The 13,202-nt window shown below is 38.9% G+C and carries 11 protein-coding genes; 3 read left to right on the top strand and 8 right to left on the bottom strand.

What is annotated here, in order from left to right; translation table 11 throughout:
• Positions 1 to 9 precede the first annotated feature (9 nt).
• Together KI375_RS06785 and KI375_RS06790 are read left to right on the top strand one after the other, a co-directional pair.
• Positions 10 to 1,725, top strand: coding sequence for an ABC transporter ATP-binding protein (locus KI375_RS06785; RefSeq protein WP_244852362.1), 1,716 nt, complete (start codon positions 10 to 12; stop codon positions 1,723 to 1,725).
• The gene (locus tag KI375_RS06790) at positions 1,722 to 3,545 is read left to right on the top strand and encodes an ABC transporter ATP-binding protein (protein ID WP_212972741.1); all 1,824 of its coding nucleotides are present in this window, start codon (positions 1,722 to 1,724) and stop codon (positions 3,543 to 3,545) included. The genes KI375_RS06785 and KI375_RS06790 overlap by 4 nt, the downstream gene beginning before the upstream one ends.
• 296 nt (positions 3,546 to 3,841) lie before the next feature.
• Here KI375_RS06790 and opp4C read toward each other — a convergent pair whose 3' ends face one another.
• From opp4C to KI375_RS06825, 7 genes are all read right to left on the bottom strand, one after another.
• Positions 3,842 to 4,741: an oligopeptide ABC transporter permease gene (gene opp4C, locus KI375_RS06795; protein ID WP_207447704.1), complete on the bottom strand. Its 900-nt coding sequence runs from the start codon at positions 4,739 to 4,741 to the stop codon at positions 3,842 to 3,844.
• A 13-nt stretch (positions 4,742 to 4,754) separates the two neighbouring features.
• Complete coding sequence (opp4B, locus tag KI375_RS06800) at positions 4,755 to 5,720, bottom strand: oligopeptide ABC transporter permease (protein ID WP_207447702.1); 966 nt, start codon at positions 5,718 to 5,720, stop codon at positions 4,755 to 4,757.
• Positions 5,721 to 5,860: 140 nt separating this feature from the next.
• Positions 5,861 to 7,597: an oligopeptide ABC transporter substrate-binding protein gene (gene opp4A / locus KI375_RS06805; RefSeq protein WP_212972742.1), complete on the bottom strand. Its 1,737-nt coding sequence runs from the start codon at positions 7,595 to 7,597 to the stop codon at positions 5,861 to 5,863.
• Between the two features lie 42 nt (positions 7,598 to 7,639).
• On the bottom strand, positions 7,640 to 8,632 hold the full coding sequence (locus KI375_RS06810) for an ABC transporter ATP-binding protein (protein WP_207447697.1): 993 nt from the start codon (positions 8,630 to 8,632) through the stop codon (positions 7,640 to 7,642).
• Positions 8,633 to 8,636: 4 nt separating this feature from the next.
• Positions 8,637 to 9,629, bottom strand: a complete 993-nt coding sequence (locus KI375_RS06815) for an ABC transporter ATP-binding protein (protein ID WP_212972743.1) — start codon at positions 9,627 to 9,629, stop codon at positions 8,637 to 8,639.
• Between the two features lie 439 nt (positions 9,630 to 10,068).
• Complete coding sequence (locus KI375_RS06820) at positions 10,069 to 10,212, bottom strand: lmo0937 family membrane protein (RefSeq protein WP_207447693.1); 144 nt, start codon at positions 10,210 to 10,212, stop codon at positions 10,069 to 10,071.
• A 147-nt stretch (positions 10,213 to 10,359) separates the two neighbouring features.
• Positions 10,360 to 10,677, bottom strand: coding sequence for a thioredoxin family protein (locus KI375_RS06825; RefSeq protein ID WP_212972744.1), 318 nt, complete (start codon positions 10,675 to 10,677; stop codon positions 10,360 to 10,362).
• A 400-nt stretch (positions 10,678 to 11,077) separates the two neighbouring features.
• Here KI375_RS06825 and KI375_RS06830 point away from each other — a divergent pair, with 400 nt between their 5' ends.
• Positions 11,078 to 12,271 (top strand): FtsW/RodA/SpoVE family cell cycle protein, encoded by a 1,194-nt coding sequence (locus tag KI375_RS06830; RefSeq protein ID WP_212972745.1) that lies wholly within the window; start codon positions 11,078 to 11,080, stop codon positions 12,269 to 12,271.
• 34 nt (positions 12,272 to 12,305) lie between these two features.
• On the opposite strand, the gene KI375_RS06835 is transcribed toward KI375_RS06830, so the two are convergent.
• On the bottom strand, positions 12,306 to 13,196 hold the full coding sequence (locus KI375_RS06835; RefSeq protein WP_212972746.1) for a CPBP family intramembrane glutamic endopeptidase: 891 nt from the start codon (positions 13,194 to 13,196) through the stop codon (positions 12,306 to 12,308).
• Positions 13,197 to 13,202 lie beyond the last annotated feature (6 nt).

Raw genomic sequence — 13,202 nt, forward strand, 5'->3', positions numbered from 1 at the left:
GATGGTAGCGTGTTGAGGCATTTGAAATCCTATAAATGGCAGATTAGTGCGGTTATTATTTTAACGCTCGCTGGTATTCTATTAGAGTTGCTTCTGCCGACCCTAATGGCGAATGTGGTTGATATTGGGATTGTCAAGGGAGATATTTCTTACATAATAAAGGTCGGAATTTGGATGATACTTGCTGCTTTAATAGCTGTTGTGATTACAGTGGGTGTTTCCTATTTCGCATCGAAAACCGCCCAAGGGTTTGGACGAGATGTGAGAAGGAGTTTGTTTGTCAAAGTGGAGGATTTTTCCTTACAGGCCTTTGACAAAGTTGGACCTGCTTCCTTAATCACAAGATCCACGAATGATGTGAAAATCGTCCAAGATGTGTTAAATATGGTGTTGCGTATGATGACACGTGCGCCTTTAATGCTTGTCGGAGGGATTATTTTAGCAGTGACTAGAGATCCAGGCTTATCACTTGTTTTTCTAGGCGCACTCCCTATTTTAGTGCTTGTCATTTTTATTATTTCAAGAAAGGCCATGCCTTTATTTGCCTCTTTGCAGAAAAAGACGGACCGGCTTAACTTAATTGTTCGCGAAAATTTAACCGGGATTCGAGTGGTTCGCGCTTTCAATAAAGTGGCTTTTGAAAAAAGTAGATTTAACCAAGCAAATGAAGACTTTCGTGATACAGGCATCAAAGTAAATCAAATGATGGCAGTACTGTTTCCGGTGATGATGATTATCATGAATTTTACCAACATCGCGATTGTGTGGTTTGGCGCGATTCGAATTGATGAAGGAGTTATGCAAGTAGGTAACCTTATGGCGTTCCTGCAATATGCGATGATGATCCTGATGTCACTTGTGATGCTTTCCATGGGGTTTATTATGATACCAAGAGCTCAAGCCTCTGTAAAGAGAATTAATGAAGTTCTTGCGCTCGAAAAGGATATTGAGGATCCGCAATCAGCGAAAACATCTCAAGCCCACGGATATATCGAATTTCGGGATGTGAGCTTTCGTTATGAAGGAGCAGAAAAACCTGTTTTACGCCAATTATCCTTTCAAGCAAAGCCCGGAGAAACAACTGCGATTATCGGTAGTACAGGTGCAGGAAAGTCCACCTTGCTTAAATTAATCCCTCGTTTTTATGATGCGGAAGGGGGAGCGATCTTCATTGATGGTGTGAATGTGAGAGATATGGCGCAAACAGAATTACGTCAAAAAATAGGTTATGTTCCTCAGCAAGCCACCTTATTTAGTGGGTCGATTGCAGAGAACCTCCAGTTTGGGAAGGAACAAGCAACAGAAGAAGAAATGAAGGAAGCCCTAGAAATCGCGCAAGCTTCAGATTTTGTTTTTAAACAAGAGGAAGGCCTTTATGCGAAAGTGGCTCAGGGAGGGGCTAATTTCTCTGGCGGGCAAAAACAGCGATTATCTATCGCTCGTGCTTTAATTCGCAAGCCGGAAATTTATTTGTTTGATGATAGCTTTTCGGCATTAGATTATAAAACAGATGCAAAATTAAGAGCTAGGCTCAGCCAAATGGAAGAGCATAGTACCATCATTATGGTGGCACAGAGAGTTAGCACCGTTATGCAAGCAGACCAAATCATTGTTTTGAACGAAGGGAAAATTGCTGGAATTGGCACACATGATCAATTAATAGCGGAAAATCAAATTTATCGAGAGATTGCTGCATCACAGGGAATTGGGGTGGAAGGAGCATGAGCCAGCAGAAAATGCCTAAACGAGGCCCGGCACGTGGACAAGCAATGCATGGTGAAAAACCAAAGGAATTTAAAAGAACACTGTTTCGCTTAAGTGCTTATTTGAAGCCGAGAAAAGTGCAGATTATTCTTGTCGCGATTGCTGCTATTTTTGCAACATTATTTAATGTAATTAGCCCTAAATTTCTTGGGGATGCGACATCCTCTATTTTTGCCAGTATCAAAAACGGAGTAAGTGTTGATTTTCCATTCTTAGCAAAACTGCTGTTTATTTTATTAGGGCTATATATATTATCGGCGATTTTTTCTTATTTCCAACAGTATATGATGGCAGGAATCTCGCAAAGAACAACAGCAGAATTGCGGAAAGAAGTGAATGAAAAATTAACACGTCTTCCACTTAGATATTATGACCAGCATCCACATGGAGATGTTTTAAGTCGGGTGATTAATGATATCGATAATATTAATAATTCGATTCAACAAGCCTTATCTCAATTAATCACATCCGCGATTATGATTATCGGCACGATTATTATGATGTTAGTTATTAGTCCGTTGCTTACGTTAGTTGTACTGATTACGTTTCCTCTAAGTATTCTTGTTGTGCAGATGATTGCATCCCGCTCGCAAAAGCATTTTGTCCAACAGCAAACAGAGCTGGGGAATGTCAATGGCCATATTGAGGAGATGTTTTCCGGTCATCAAGTTGTAAAAGGATTTAGCTATGAAAAAAAGGCGATCGCTGATTTTGATCAAATGAATGATCGACTGTATGATTCAGGATGGAAAGCGCAATTTATTAGTGGAATTATGATGCCACTTATGACCTTTGTCGGAAATCTTGGGTATGTGTTTGTCAGCATTGTCGGTGGAATTCGCGTGCTAAGCGGGAATATCCAAGTAGGGGATGTACAAGCGTTTATCCAGTATTCTCAACAGTTATCACAACCAATGGCGCAAGCAGCTGGGATTGCCAATATGATTCAGACAGCTTTGGCGTCTGCAGAACGAGTGTTCAATCTTTTAGATGAAGAAGAGGAAATAAAAGAAGAGCCTGCGCAGATAGATCTTGCAGGATTGCAAGGGAGAATTGGCTTTGAGCATGTGCAATTCGGTTATGAGAAAGAAAAAACGATTATCCAAGATTTAACTCTAGAAGTGGAATCAGGTCAAACAATTGCGATTGTGGGGCCAACAGGCGCAGGTAAAACGACAATTATTAATTTATTAATGCGATTTTATGAGATTGATCAAGGGAAAATTTTAATAGATGGAAGAAATCTTGCTGAATTATCAAGGGAGCAGGCAAGAGCATTGTTTGCGATGGTTCTCCAGGATACGTGGTTATTTAAAGGAACGATTCGTGAAAACATTGCCTATGGCCGAGAAGGTGCGAATGAGAAAGAGGTTGTACAAGCGGCATTGAGTGCTTATGCAGATGAGTTTATTCGCACATTGCCTGATGGATATGACACGATTTTGGGCGAGGATGCGTCTAATATTTCGCAAGGGCAAAGACAGCTGATCACGATTGCCCGCGCGATTTTAGCAGATCCAAAAATATTGATATTGGATGAGGCAACTAGTAGTGTCGATACTCGTACCGAAATGAATATCCAAAAAGCAATGAATAAACTGATGGAAGGAAGAACAAGTTTCGTCATTGCTCACCGACTTTCAACGATTCGCGATGCCGATTTGATATTAGTTATGAATGAAGGGGATATTATTGAAAAAGGCAGCCATGAAGAATTGATTGCTCAAAATGGATTTTACGCAGACTTGTACCGCAGCCAATTTGTTGGCGCAACAGGTTAAGAAAAGCGCAAGTGCCCGTTTAGCGACGTACAAACTTTTTTAGTAAGGATGAACAGCTAAAAACGCGCCGTCCTGGCGCTTTTTCTGCACTAGTACATCCTGTACGTCGCAACGCTGTTCTGACCTACATCCTGTAGCCCTGAGATAAAGGAAACACCATGAGCTTGAAAAGCGAATGGATGTTGACTTATCGTAGGAAGGCACCGAAAGTTTGCTAGTCGCTGGGCGCTGGAGCTGGATCCAGCACAAAATTTAAACCTTAAAAAGATGACCGTGAGGATCTCACGGTCATCTTTTTATCTTCTGGATTTTGGATTTAAGGCATCCTTTAGCCCTTCTCCGATAAAGTTAATCGATAAAATAACTAAGGTAATCATCGTTGCAGGTGGGACCCACATCCAGAGTTTATTCTTAAGTACATCAGAATTTCGTGCTTCAAATAACATATTCCCCCAGCTCGGTGTATCTGGTGGAACCCCTAAGCCTAAGAAGCTTAAAGCTGATTCGATGACAATCGTAGAAGCCATTAACAAGGTAGCTTGGACAATGATAGTGGAAGCGACATTCGGCAGCAAATGTTTGATAATCACTTTCGATGGCTTCCCGCCGATCGACTCAGCTGCTAATACATATTCATTTTCCTTTTCAGCTAAAACTCGGCTCCGGACAAGCCGGGCCACTCCTCCCCAGCTCAAAGCGGAGATAACGAGGATTAGTGTCCAAATCCCTGAGATCTTCCCTACAAGGATAGCATTTAATACAATTACAAAGATTAAAAAAGGAAAGGTTAGGACAAAGTCAGTAAAACGCATTAAGATAGTCTCTAGTGCGCCACCGAAATACCCTGCAATCGCCCCAACAATCGTTCCTGTTAATATAATCAGAAACATGCTAGCAAAGCCGATGGTTAAAGAAGATCGCCCAGCGTAAAGTATACGTGCAAATACATCACGTCCATTGGTATCAGTTCCTAACCAATGCTCACTAGATGGCGGCTGACTGATTTTCATAAAATCAACACGAGCGATATCTTCATTTGTTAATAAAGGTGCAAATATAGAAAGCAGGATAACGAGAACAACAAAAATGAAACTCGTCATCGCTAATTTATTTTTAACGAACTTTCTTCTCGCAATCATCCATGGAGAGGGGCTTTTTTGCGGTTTTGTAATTTTGTTATCAGTAATCATTTCCATACGTTTCCCCTCCTCAATCTAGCCTAATCCGCGGATCAACGATACCGTAAAGTAGGTCAGCGATTAAATTTCCAAGAAGTGTTAAGAATGAAAGTAACATTGTGATCGACATAACGACGGCATAATCTCTTCTTTCAACAGATTCTAAAAAGAGTTGCCCAATTCCTGGATAAGTAAAAATAGTTTCCGTTATAACGGCGCCACCAATTAATGTGGCAATATCAAATCCTAAAAATGTAACAAGTGGAATAATTGAATTACGCAAAATATGCTGATTGTAAATTTTTGATTCTTTTGTTCCTTTGGCTCTTGCTGTTCTGACATAATCTTTTCGACTATTTTCAATAATGTCGTTTCGTAAAAATTGTGTATAGGAGGCTGTTCCCATTAAACCTAAAACAGCTGCAGGTAATAAAACGTGCTGCAGTCTACTCAAATAGTAACTCAAAGTTCCCTTGTCTAAGCCAATCGAGACTGAACCACTGGATGGAAACCATCCTAATTTAAAGGAGAAAAAGTAAATTGAGACAATCCCAGCGACAAAAGAAGGCACGGCTAACCCTAAATAATTATATGTGCTAATCGCATTATCTCCTAGTGTATATGGCTTTCTTCCGGCGAATAATCCCATTGCAAAAGCAAAAATATACGTAATGACTAATGAAGTAACTGTCAAAAATAATGTATTTGGTATTCGCTGCGCAATCAGATCTGCTACAGGTTTTTTATAGACAGTGGATTTCCCGAAATCTCCTTGGACAAAATTAGAGATCCATCTTCCGTATTGTACGTAAATTGGATCATTATACCCTAATTTTTCTCTCATTTCTTCAATATATTGTGGATTTGTATTTGAAGGATCAATTTCGCCAGCAAATGGATCTCCAGGCATCATTAATGCCAAGGCGAACACTACAAACGAAATAAGGAGCAATAATGGGATCATGCCAAGTATTCTGCGTAATGAGTATTGAAGCATGTGACTTCTCCTTATCAATAATAAAATTTACCTACTTATCTAGGGCCACCTATATAAAGGGTCCCAGATAAGTAGGAAGAATTGTTTTTTCAACGACTTTTAGTTGGATAGAAAAAGCGATGAATCATCTACATGAATGTTTAGTCTGTAACATACCACTTATGAATATCTGTTTGGAAACCGACAGCATTTATATGGACACCTTGTAGGCGCTCGTTAACGCCATATAGGTCTAAATTTTCCCATAGTGGAAGAGCTGGTAGTTCTTCATTGAAATGTTTTTGCCAATCAACATACACTTGCTTACGGTAATCTTGATCGCCAGCGGCTTTTTCACCTAAAGCCTCATTCAATAGGTTTTGGTTCTCTTCATCAACCCAACGACCATAATTCCATTCAGCGTCATTTCCCCATAATCCGGCTGGATCAGGGTCAGACCCCATACTCCAAGAACCAAAGAATGCTTCTAGGGCATCATCATCGTTGTCTTTCATATCGTTATATAAGTTAAACTCAATTAGCGAACCTGTTGCAAGTTCCGTTTTTACACCGATATCATTCCATGCTTGTACAATTGCTTGTGAACGGCCTTCAAATGCTGCGGATCCTGCATAATGACCAAATGAAATCTTAAATTCCTCGCCATCTGGATCTTCTACAAACCCATCACCATCTACATCTTTATAGCCAGCATCATCTAAAAGTTGTTTTGCTTTATCTTGATCAAATTCATATTGATTTAATTCGGCTTCATCTGCTGCTGTCCAGAATACAGTTGGGATAACAGTATTGGCGACTTCAGCCTTATCTTCAAGAAATGCTTTAATCATCGCTGGACGGTCAATTGCATGTAATAAAGCTTGACGTAATTCTTTTGAATTGAATTTATCGAAGTCAGCAATATTCTTATGTGTTTCTTGATCACGATGACCGAAACGAAGACCAATATAAGAATAGCCAACACCTTTGGTTTCTTCGACACGAACATTATCTAGATTAGAAAGTTCAGCTACGTCTTGAGGAGTAATATCCATAATATCGATTTCGCCGTTTTCAAATGACCCACTTGCTAATGATGGATCAATGATCTTGACAATAACACCATCAAGTAGCGGCTTGCCTTGCCAATAATCATCATAACGCTCTAATTCGGAATACTCGCCATCAACAACCTTTTTAACTTTAAATGGTCCTAAGCCAACAGGCTCTTCACGAACTTCTTTGGACTCTTCCAAGTCAGCAACAGCAATGCCTTCATAATGTTTCTTTGGCATTGGATTGGACCAAAGATTCTCTAGATTATTTGCTTTTGCTTCCTCAAAAGTAATTTTCACCGTATAATCGTCTACTTGTTCAATTCCTTCGATTGAATCAGCTTTTCCTTCTTTTTTCGCACTAGCCCCTTTTATATCAGAAACATAATTGTAACGTGGTCCTGTGTAATCTGGATCTGCTAAAGTCTCCAATGCAAAAATCCAGTCATCAGCCTTTAATTCTTCACCATTATGCCATTTTACGCCTTTTTCAAAGGTGAATGTATAAGTTTTTGCATCATCGCTAATTTCCCATTTCGCTAGATTTGGTTCATATACTAGATCATCATTGACAGTGTAAATACTCTCTGTCATAAAACCTTGAACATGGCTATCAACAATACTTCCAGAGAAAGCTGGATCATACACACCTTCTGGCGCTTGAGATGTACCAAACGTCACGATGCCGCCTTCTTTAGGTTCAGAACTATCTCCTGCTTGTTCATTATTATTGCTATCCTTATTTGTTTCTTCTTTTTCGCCATCTGAATTGCCGCCACATGCCGCTAAAAACAGTGACATGGTCAGCAGAACGACTAAAGACCATAATACTGATTTTCTCATGAGATTCCCCTCCGTTATTCTCTTTTATCAATAATAAGCATATTAATTATATAAATGGCAGGCTACTTTATGCCCTGGCTTCACCTCCTTTAATTGAGGTTTAGTTAAGGCGCATTCCGCAAATGCTTTTGGACATCTTGGGTGAAATGGGCAGCCTTTAGGAGGGTTGGCCGGACTAGGCACATCTCCTTGCAAAACAATCCGTTCTTTTTTCTCCCTTGGATCAGGGGAAGGAATGGCTGAAATTAAAGCTTGTGTATAAGGATGTAGTGGTTCAGCATAGATACTATCCTTTTCACCAATCTCTGCCATGGTTCCTAGGTACATGACACCGATTCGATCACTCATATGTTTTACAACGCTTAGGTCATGAGCAATAAATAAAAACGTTAAATCAAATTCATCCTGCAGCTCTTTCAAAAGGTTCAACACTTGGGATTGCACGGATACATCAAGTGCTGATACTGGCTCGTCAGCAATAATTAATTTTGGTCTGAGAGCTAGGGCCCTGGCGATACCAATCCGTTGTCTTTGTCCACCGGAAAATTCATGGGCATATTTATAATAAGCATCTTCTGGAAGTCCCACTTTGTTCAATAATTCTAACACTTCATTTTTTAAAGCTTTTTGCGATTTATTCGTAAAGTTCATAATCGGTTCTGAGACAACATTTCCAACCATTTGCATAGGGTTCAATGTTGCATAAGGGTCCTGAAACACCATTTGAATATCTTTGCGTATTTCTCTTAGTGATTTACCTTTTAAAGATGTGATGTCTTGACCATTAAATAGAATGCTTCCATCAGTTGGACTTAAAAGTCTTAGGATGGTACGACCTGTAGTGGATTTTCCACAGCCAGATTCACCAACTAATCCTAATGTTTCACCATTTCGGATTGTAAAAGAAACATTATCTACTGCTTTGACATTTCCAATTGTTTTTCTTAAAAAACCACCCTTAATGGGATAGTAGGTTTTCAAATTTTGCACTTCTAATAAATTCTTCTGATCTTGCTTGTTTGATGTATGGCTCATAGGATTACCTCACACTCTCTTTTGGATAGCTACTTTCATATAATAAGCAAGAAACTTCATGTCCTGGCTCCACCTCTCCAAGTTGAGGGGAGATCGTCTTACAATCTGGTTTAGCAAATGGACATCTGTCAACAAACCGACAGCCCACTTGCGGCATATTTTTTAAAGAAGGAACAATGCCTTTAATGGTTGCAAGCTCCTCGACTTCTTCTTCAATTCTCGGGATAGCTGCCATCAATAACTTTGTATATGGATGCTGAGGGTTATAGAATAAACGATCGACATTTGTTCGTTCGACGATTTTTCCGGCGTACATGACAATCACTTCATCACACATTTCAGATACAACACCTAAATCATGGGTGATTAAAATGATCGACATATTTGTCTCTTCTTGGATGCTGCTAAGCAAGTCAAGAATTTGCGCTTGTACGGTTACATCAAGAGCGGTTGTTGGCTCATCGGCGATCAATAGCTTCGGTTGACAGGCAATGGCGATCGCAATCATCACTCTTTGACGCATTCCGCCTGAAAGTTGATGGGGATATTCATCAACAACTGTTTCAGCTCGTGGAATACCAACTTTTTTTAATAATTCGACAGATTTCATTTTTGCTTCATTTTTAGATATATCTTGATGATTTAATAATATTTCTTTTATTTGATATCCAATCGTAAAGACTGGATTTAAGGATGTCATGGGCTCTTGGAAAATCATACTAATGTCTTTTCCTCTAATCTTATTCATTTGATTATCGGATAAGCCAGCAATATTTTTTCCATCAAAGAGAATCTCTCCATTTGTAATTTTTCCGATTCCTTTTGGTAGTAAATTCATAACGGAAAGGGACATGACACTTTTCCCACAACCTGATTCACCAACAACACCAACGACTTGTCGAGGTTTTACAGAGAATGAGACATCATCTACAGCATTGTAGATCTTTCCATCTATATCAAACCCGGTCTTCAGGTTTTTTACTTCGAGCATATTCATCTCATACACACCTTCAAATATATTATTATTTACTTTTTGTAAATCTATAAATTCAGACAATTCATAATGAATGTCTGAATACCAAGAAATATATCAAAAAGCCCTTTTTATAACTTTATTACTATGTATTTTATAATAGAATAGATTGTATTACAATAACTTTTTTTATTTCACAAAAGTTACGATTGGAAGAAGATGCTTTATTTAATATCAGTGATGAAAAGCATTATAACTTTAAAGTGGTAAAGGAATGATGGGGATGGATTATTAAAAAACATGTCGAAAAATAGTCTGTAATAATGTAATATTTTGTATTTTCATCCATTTTAATATTATATAAATATACTGTTTTTTAGAAAGGAAATAGAGGAGGTAGGATCTTGAGGAAAGGAAAAAGAAAAAGGAAGGCCGGAGTAAAATCCGGGACCTTCCCCAGCAGCTAGCGAGTTCGTCCCCTAAAAAGGTTGACGATAAATACGATGACGGCTAGCACGAGTAGAATATGAATAAGAGCGCCGCCAATCTTTGTGACTAATCCCAGAACCCAGAGGATAATTAGAAGACCTATAATTGTCCAAAGCATAAGAAAGCTCCTTTCTTTTGTCTTTCTACATAATGTACCCAATTTTTTGGGGATCAAACGAAAAAAGGCTTCGGAAGGATATCCGGAGCCTGATAATTGTAATATGAAGATTTCACTCGAACTACTTAAACTGTATAGAGATAGCTTTTATTTATTTTTTTCTAAAAATGCTATAACGTCTTCAGGGGTTTTTGCATTAGCACTGTGAAGATGGGCTTGTTTCTCGCCATTTTGGAAAATAAGTAGACTTGGTATGCCCATGACTTGGTATTGATCGGCAAGCTCAGGGAATTGATCACGATCGATTTGGTACCATGTAAATTGTTGATTTTCTTCTATAATATCGCCAATAAACATATCTAGCCGTTTACAATCTGGACACCAGTCAGCTTCAAATTTAATGATGGCTGGCTTTTCACCTGAAATCACTTGCTCAAACTTTTCTTGACTTTGTATGTCTTCCATTCGGAACCCTCCATTTGGTTAGTTTTGTATCAATTGTGATTCACCTAAATTGGGGAATCGCCATTTCTTATACTGCGTGTTCAAAAAGGAGGATAAAAAGGACCAAGTCGGCGACTACGCTGACGTCCTGTCAACAACACCGACACTAGTACATCCTGTACGTCGAAAGTTCGAGGCGGCGTAGTCTTGAGCAGCGGAAAGGCAAGCCAACGAAGAAATTCGAAGTGTCATTTTTACCGGACTTTTTGAACATCTTCTTATATTGTACGGATGTTGGACACTATATTTCAATTATCTAGGCCTAGAAATAAAAAGTCCATAATTTGTTCCTTTTTTAATCGCTACATTTTCAGTATAATGGTAAGATGGAGTTCTGAACTTAAAAAAAGAGGAAGAGATTATGACATCATCTAAAAAAGCAATTCCTAAAATAGATTACGGTATAATTTTAACATTAATGCTTATGGCTTTAGTAAGTTTAATTACGATTTATAGCGCGCAAAAAACTGGACAGTATGTCAACAATTTTGTTACTGGGCAAATTAAATGGTATGTAATTGGAGCGATTGCCGCCTATGTTATGATGCGCCTTGATTCCGATCAGTTGAAAAAGATATCTTGGTATGCCTATGGGCTCTGTGCACTTTCCTTATTTGGTCTATTGGCGATTGATGCCTTGAATTTTCCGAAGAAGTTCTTTTTAGCCCCAGAACGAAACGGGGCCCGTAGTTGGTATGCGATCCCAGGCGCGGGATTAATCCAGCCAGCTGAATTTATGAAAATCTTTTTAATTATGGCTCTGGCAAAAGTAACGTCTGGTCACCAGGTAAAATTTGTTCATAAATCCCTCAAATCGGATTTTTGGCTACTAGTAAAATTGAGCGTTGTTGCAGGAGTTCCCGCATTATTAATCCTGAAACAACCAGATCTTGGTACAGCACTTGTCTTTGTGGCGATTTTATTGGCGGTTATTTTAGTGTCAGGGATTACGTGGAAGATTTTAGTTCCTTTGTTCGCCGTTTGTGGGGTTGTTGGCAGTGCTCTCCTCTATATTGCAGTCTATTATCATGAGCTTTTACAAGGGATTTTGGAGCCGCATCAATATAAGCGAATTTATTCCTGGTTAGATCCATATAATTTTCGAACAGATGAAGGTTATCAGCTTGTGAACGCCTTGCAATCAATTGGTTCAGGAATGACGTCAGGTAAAGGATTTTTTAAAGGGGAAGTATACATGCCTGAAAGTCACTCTGATTTTATTTTTACAACGATTGGAGAAGAATTCGGTTTTATTGGTGCGAGTATTGTGATTAGTCTTTTCTTCCTGTTAATATACCAAATTACGAAAACGGGGTTAGATACGAAAAACCCATTTTATTCGTATATTTGTGCAGGGGTTGTAGCGATGATCGCTTTCCATGTTTTCCAAAATATTGGTATGACGATTGGATTAATGCCAATAACAGGGATTCCTCTTCCATTTATTAGCTATGGGGGAAGTGGATTACTCGCCAATATGATGGTGATCGGTATTGTGTTATCAGTAAGATATCATTATAAACGATATATGTTTGCTTCTGAAGATGAGGAGTAAGAAAGGCTGTCTACTAAGGTAGGCAGCCTTTTGCTTATACAATTCTATTTTTCGTGTATAACCAAGTAATAAGAAATCCAATTAAGATGAAAACTGTGGCAATTAAGCCGCCTTCAAGGCCAAAGGCCCCTCCTGTTAAAAGCGTATTTCCGTTTGTACTATCAATTTGGTAGAGGCCGTGTGGGGAAATACCGCTAACTGCAAAGCCAAAAACACTTCCTTGAAAATAATTCCACGTAATATGATACCCAATCGGAAGCCACAAATTATTGGTCCGTTCAAACATATAAGCAAATAATAGACCTACAAAGACAATATTGAGCAAGCCAATAATACTTACATTTGGATTAGCTCCATGGGCAACACTAAAGACCACAGCCGAAACGAGATATATCAGCCATTTTTTATTTTGCCGTGAGGCCATCGTTTGCATGACATATCCACGGAAAAACATTTCTTCAAAAAATCCGACCAGAATAAACATAATGAGAAAACTAAAAGTAAAAACATTAAAATCCGGTTGTGAAAAAGAGTTCAGCAGCTCGATCTCTCCGATGGCGAGTAAGAAAAGAAAAATCAATGTAATCGAAATCGCACCGAGGAAAAGGCCAAAACCGAAGTCTTTCCATGATCGTTTAAACCCAAGTTCTTTCAGCGTTTTCTTGTTAAGGAATTTCCACAAAAGGATCGTTGCTAGGATTCCTCCGATTGTGCCTCCACCTTGGATAAGCAACAGCATCCATGGTCGATTCTCGAGGGCGGACATTATGTCAATGGTAATGGTCGCAGATTGATTCGTGAATTCCGTAACCGCCAAAAATAGCATTCCGGGAATGGAAAAAATACTTTGGGCAATATACATCGCGATTAGGCCGATCAGGATGATCCAGCCGGAGCGGATTTGGTTGTTTTGATTCGTAAACAACTTTAT

Origin of the sequence: Bacillus sp. J14TS2 (genome assembly GCF_018333015.1) — a bacterium.
Taxonomy (GTDB): domain Bacteria; phylum Bacillota; class Bacilli; order Bacillales; family Bacillaceae_C; genus Lederbergia.